The sequence below is a fragment of the Candidatus Caldatribacterium sp. genome, from assembly GCA_014359405.1.
GTDB lineage: Bacteria > Atribacterota > Atribacteria > Atribacterales > Caldatribacteriaceae > Caldatribacterium > Caldatribacterium oleiphilum.
The window spans coordinates 5,153-9,707 of record JACIZN010000073.1; the positions used below are offsets into that span (position 1 = coordinate 5,153).

General features: G+C 51.8%; 4 protein-coding genes and 1 pseudogene (1 of these 5 only partly in view). All 5 read right to left on the minus strand.

Annotated features, from left to right (window positions below):
* Positions 1 to 344, minus strand: a pseudogene (gene cas7i, locus H5U36_06755) (type I-B CRISPR-associated protein Cas7/Cst2/DevR) (it extends 660 nt beyond the left edge of the window).
* Positions 345 to 347: 3 nt separating this feature from the next.
* The gene (locus H5U36_06760; GenBank protein MBC7217826.1) at positions 348 to 1,853 is read right to left on the minus strand and encodes a hypothetical protein; all 1,506 of its coding nucleotides are present in this window, start codon (positions 1,851 to 1,853) and stop codon (positions 348 to 350) included.
* A 157-nt stretch (positions 1,854 to 2,010) separates the two neighbouring features.
* Entirely contained in the window at positions 2,011 to 2,796 is a 786-nt protein-coding gene (gene cas6 / locus H5U36_06765) for a CRISPR-associated endoribonuclease Cas6 (protein ID MBC7217827.1), read from the minus strand.
* A 156-nt stretch (positions 2,797 to 2,952) separates the two neighbouring features.
* Positions 2,953 to 3,903 carry a WYL domain-containing transcriptional regulator gene (locus H5U36_06770; GenBank protein MBC7217828.1) on the minus strand — a complete coding sequence of 317 codons (951 nt, stop codon included), beginning with the start codon at positions 3,901 to 3,903 and terminating at the stop codon, positions 2,953 to 2,955.
* Positions 3,904 to 3,981: 78 nt separating this feature from the next.
* The coding region (locus tag H5U36_06775) for a DUF362 domain-containing protein (GenBank protein MBC7217829.1) at positions 3,982 to 4,555 on the minus strand (574 nt) is incomplete at its 5' end.

Consider the following 4,555-nt stretch of genomic DNA (forward strand, 5'->3'; position numbering starts at 1 on the left):
AACAGGCCTACCGCCGCCGAAACCCGCACAGGCGACGTCCGGCGCCGTCCGCCAGAGGGGTCAAAGTAGCCGAAGAGGTCCTCGTCCACGAATTCCCACGGTCGCACTGGCGGCGTCACTTCCTGTCCGCTCACTTGGGCAAAAGGCTCCGACAGCGAGTAGCCCAACTCTTCCAGCCGATCGCGTAGCATCCGGCGAATGGCTTGGCCGGAAATGTAGGGAATCGTGCTACCATCGGGCAGTGTGACCTTTTTAGCGACGATTACATTGCCTTCCGTGTGGGAAGCATTCACATTTGCCGCAGATACTTTCGCCAGATAGCCAATAGCAATCGCTTTGCTCATGGTTCACTCCTCCTTCTGGTTTTGAGAATCTACTGTCTGCGGCGCGCGTTTGCGCAAGTAAGAGTTCATGGCGTAAATAGAAAGCAGGGTTTTGACCCGCACCCATGGGACTCCGGCAATACGTTCGCCTTTTTCAATCTTCAGGAGCGCTTCCGGAATTGTTACTTCTAGCCGGAATTGAGTGTCGTTGAGCACGCGGTAAAAATCTTCAGGATTTTTCGCGTTGCGCAGGGCATAAAGTAGCCCCATCTCATTATGCTCCTGCGCTGCCTCCCCGAGGCTGTGTCCGAAGCCTGCGAGCGTACGCTGGAATTGCTCATCCATACCAAGCACCTCCAGTATGTAATGGTTAAACAGATCCATACTCCCCTGCACCAAGGGCCTCGGATTTTGTTCCCTGGCACGTACATCAAAAAGGAACTGCTCCACAAAAGGCAAGGGATCGCCCAACTTCAGTATTGCCCTGGCAATTTTGTCACGCCAGAGTGACTCGCGCTTGTTGCCCTGTTGCGCCTCAAACTGCCGCAGTATCTGGACGACGCGCCGATGGGGATTGGTATCTATCTGATTCTCGGCAATGATCTCCACCCAGCGCTCATAGAGTCGGTAGAGCAATTGGAGCTTGGTAAACTCCCGTAAAGCTTTCATGTTGAAAGCTTGTCCAGGCTCGCCTGTGACGGCATAAAGAGTGATAGGGGGTGGCAGGGTATCCATCGAAGCAGCGCCTAAAAGTGCTGCCAAATAAAGACGACCTTCCTCGGAAAGTTGGTCGGACTGACGAATGTGAGCAAAAAGCGCCAGTAACAAGCCCAGCGTGGTTTCGTGGATATAGGCTCCAGAAAACGCAGGGCGGAAATTACCGCTTTTGTCACTTTGTATTCGCAATGGCTCCAGCACTTCGCGATGAAGGCGTTCCATTTCCCGTAACTCGGAATGGAAGATGAAAAAGTGGAAGGCTTTGCGTTCTTGGGCTTTCCATAACCAACCGAAGTAACCCGCCAATCCCGCCAGCGCACAGCGGGCACACAACCGCAAGCCCCGTTTGGTTCCCGAGTAGAAGTTTCCAAACTTACCTGGATCCACAACAAATGGAAACATCCACATTTTGGCGTCGGTGAGGGGAGCTTCGTTACCACAGAGATCGCAAACTCCGGGCTTTTTGCTAAGAGTGAGCTTAAGCTCAAATTTTGGTGGTTGAGCGGGATATTTTTTACCGCCTATCTCCACTTTTTCGCTTGTGGTACCAGAAACTCTGATGAACAAATCGGTCGGATAAACCCATTTTTCTTTATCGTATTCGCGGAGCTGATTGTTGACTTTATCGTAATACTTACCTTTTTTCCCGGTTTTCTGTACCAGTTTATTAAGTAGCCACTGAAGTACATCGTCTACTGAATGCTCACCCTTACCCAGTCCTTGCACCAGTATCACTATCCCTGTATCCACCCAGAAGTTACCCGTAGGGTAAGAGAGGTCAATTTTTACTTTTTGCACACCTGATCTTGCCATTATTTTTTCACCTCTTAAATTCGTCTAAATCCAGTGGCTTCATACATAGTTGCGACAGCTGTGAACCCCTCCAACCGCTGAACCCCTGCTACCGCTGCCAGCGCCGCCAGGCCTGCGTCTACAAACGGATGACCTGTCCAATGTACCTTTGCCACATTTACCACCCCATTGCACGGTACGAGTCGGTGCTTTTGCTCTCTTTCTCCTCCACCAGTTCACAGCAACCAAACCCTTGGGAATTCTTGCTACCCAATCCGGCACTCAGGGCGATTTCTAAAAATTTCGGATCGCCAGTGAGCCGGTACTTACCCATCCATCCCTTGACGATCGTCCCCTTGTAGCGGACCACCTTAAAGTCTCTCTCCCGCACATCAATAGGGGTAAGGCCAAAATTGGTAATCCGTGCTGGACACCCAAAAACAATCTGGTACTTTTTGGCAAGGTTTTCCCGAACGAGTTCAGAAAAACGGGGCTCAAAAGGCGAATAGTAATAGGTGAAGGATTTTCCAGCACCATCAAAAGTACTGTAAACGGTCAAAGGTGAAAGCATACGCACGGTGATGCAGCCTTGGGTGACTGTTGTGCTCCGTACCTGAACAGACTCCACCATAAGTCTATTCCTACCCAGGCAAATCTGTCCCTGCCGCAGAAGCCCTTTGGCCATCTCCTCCATCACCACAGGAAGAGGCGAGCAGATGACTAACCGGCAAGGTAGAGTAAAAATTATTTCCTGTTTCTCCCCGTCAATTTTGAACTTTCCCATGAGGCGTGAAAAAACAAAAAGCTTGAAACGCCTTTTGCCCAGGATGAAACCCTGCTCATGCAAGAAATTTCTGAGGGCCGGTTGTTCTATCTGGTAGTAGATTGCCGCCTGCAGAAGGTGGTTGTGCTCTAACGGCAGGACGACCTCTTTATCTCCTACAAACTCAACTACTAATTGCACTTCTTACCACCCTCTGATTTTCCTCTCCAAGGGCAGCTTCTCGGCCTGAGCCCCTTCACGATGAGCACTGCCCTTATTAACCGCTCTCATCATGCCAGACTCCAAGGTTTTTGGAACCAAAAACTTTCACCCCCATTCTACCCAAAGCCGGTGACACTACGTGTCAGTCTGAAGGTACCGCTCCAGAGTTTTTTGCATTTCCTCTTTCACCTCCTCACGAAGGGAGGGAGGGCTTACGATTTCTGCGTGGCTTCCATACCCGATGACCCATCGCTTGATTTCCTCGGGGTTGGCTTCCACCTCGAAAAGGAGACCCCCATCATCGAGCTCCGTGATTTTCTGCGTAGGATGCCAGATGCGCTCTCGAATCCAGCGGGCTTGATACGGGTCAAAGCGCACCACAACTTTCGTGGTTCCTCCACGGAACATGCGGAAAGCCCGGGAGAGGTACTCTTCAGGGTCAAAGTCTTGAGGGATACTGAATTCCTCGGAGAGCACCACAACGTCCGTCATTCGGTCCAGGGCAAAATCTCGAATTTCCTTCCGCAGGAGGCAAAATCCGCATAGGTACCAGACACCTTCGAAGTTGTAGAGGTGGTATGGTTCAACATCGCGGGTTGTTACTTCTCCTGAGGAGATGGACCGGTACGTGAAGCGGACGCGCTTGCGCTTCCTGATGGCCTCAAAAAGGGTGCCAAAGATTTCCCCCACCTCAACGCGGGGACGAAGAACCGAAACAAAGGGTGAGAGCATCATACCAAGGTGGGGCGATGTCTCCTTGAAAGGACTCGGGAAGAGCCGCTCGAGCTTCTTTCCGAGGCTCTGGAGGGCACTCTCAAGAGGGGTACCGGCGAATTGCTTGAGGACGTTGACGAGGATGAAAAGGGAAAGAACCTCCCCTTCCGTAAGCTCGGGGAAGGGGAAATCCCAGGGCTCGGTGAAATAGTACCCTTTCCTTTTTCGGTCAAAGGCAAGAGGGGCTCCGAAATCGTCGCGGAGAAGTTCTAAGTACCGGTATACTGTACGCTCGCTGACCTCAAGAAGTGCAGAGAGACGCTCTACATCTGGAAAAGAGCCCCTCTGGACCTCTCGGGAAAGGCAATACAATCTGAAAAGAAGCGAGCGCTTCGCCGGGGAAAAGTCGCTCTGAAAGGTACACAACCCCCTCCTTTTCCTTTTTCCGTATTATACCTCTTCCAGGACGTACTCTTTACTCCCTAAGCTAAGCTCTGCGGCATAGTCAATCTGCCGCTGCCAGAGGGCCTCTGGATGTACCGCAAGGAGCTTATCGTCCCCCGGAGGAAGAGGCTTCCCAAGCTTTGAGCTCGCCAATCCCTCAACCCTTCTGATGAGATCCCCAGAAGCCTGGTCGACAGCGACAATATCTGTAGAGCCAAGAATGCCGATGTCGGGGACGATGCTTGCATCGTGCCAGGGGGCACAGTCGCAATCGGGGCTGATATCGACAAGAAAATTGACAAAAGCCGCTTTTCCTTTCTTATCCTTCAGGGCTCCAAAAGCGTACTCCACCATTCGCTCCTGGAGGAGCTCACTCTTTGCCGACCAGGAAGCGTCAATGGCTCCAGTCGGGCAAAAGAGGAGGCACTCGGCACAGCCAATGCAGAGTTCCTTTTTAACTTTTGCTTTACCATTCTCGTCGATGAAGAGGGCTTTGGGTGGACAGTGCACAACGCAACGCTCACAACCAATGCACCTTTCTTCCTTCGGCTCGGGAAGGAACGTTCCTCCGTGCTGCATC

What these genes read in the sequence shown, in the direction of transcription:
- H5U36_06760 (MBC7217826.1), bottom strand. Translation starts at nt 1,853, where the DNA reads ATGGCAAGATCAGGTGTGCAAAAAGTAAAAATTGACCTCTCTTACCCT.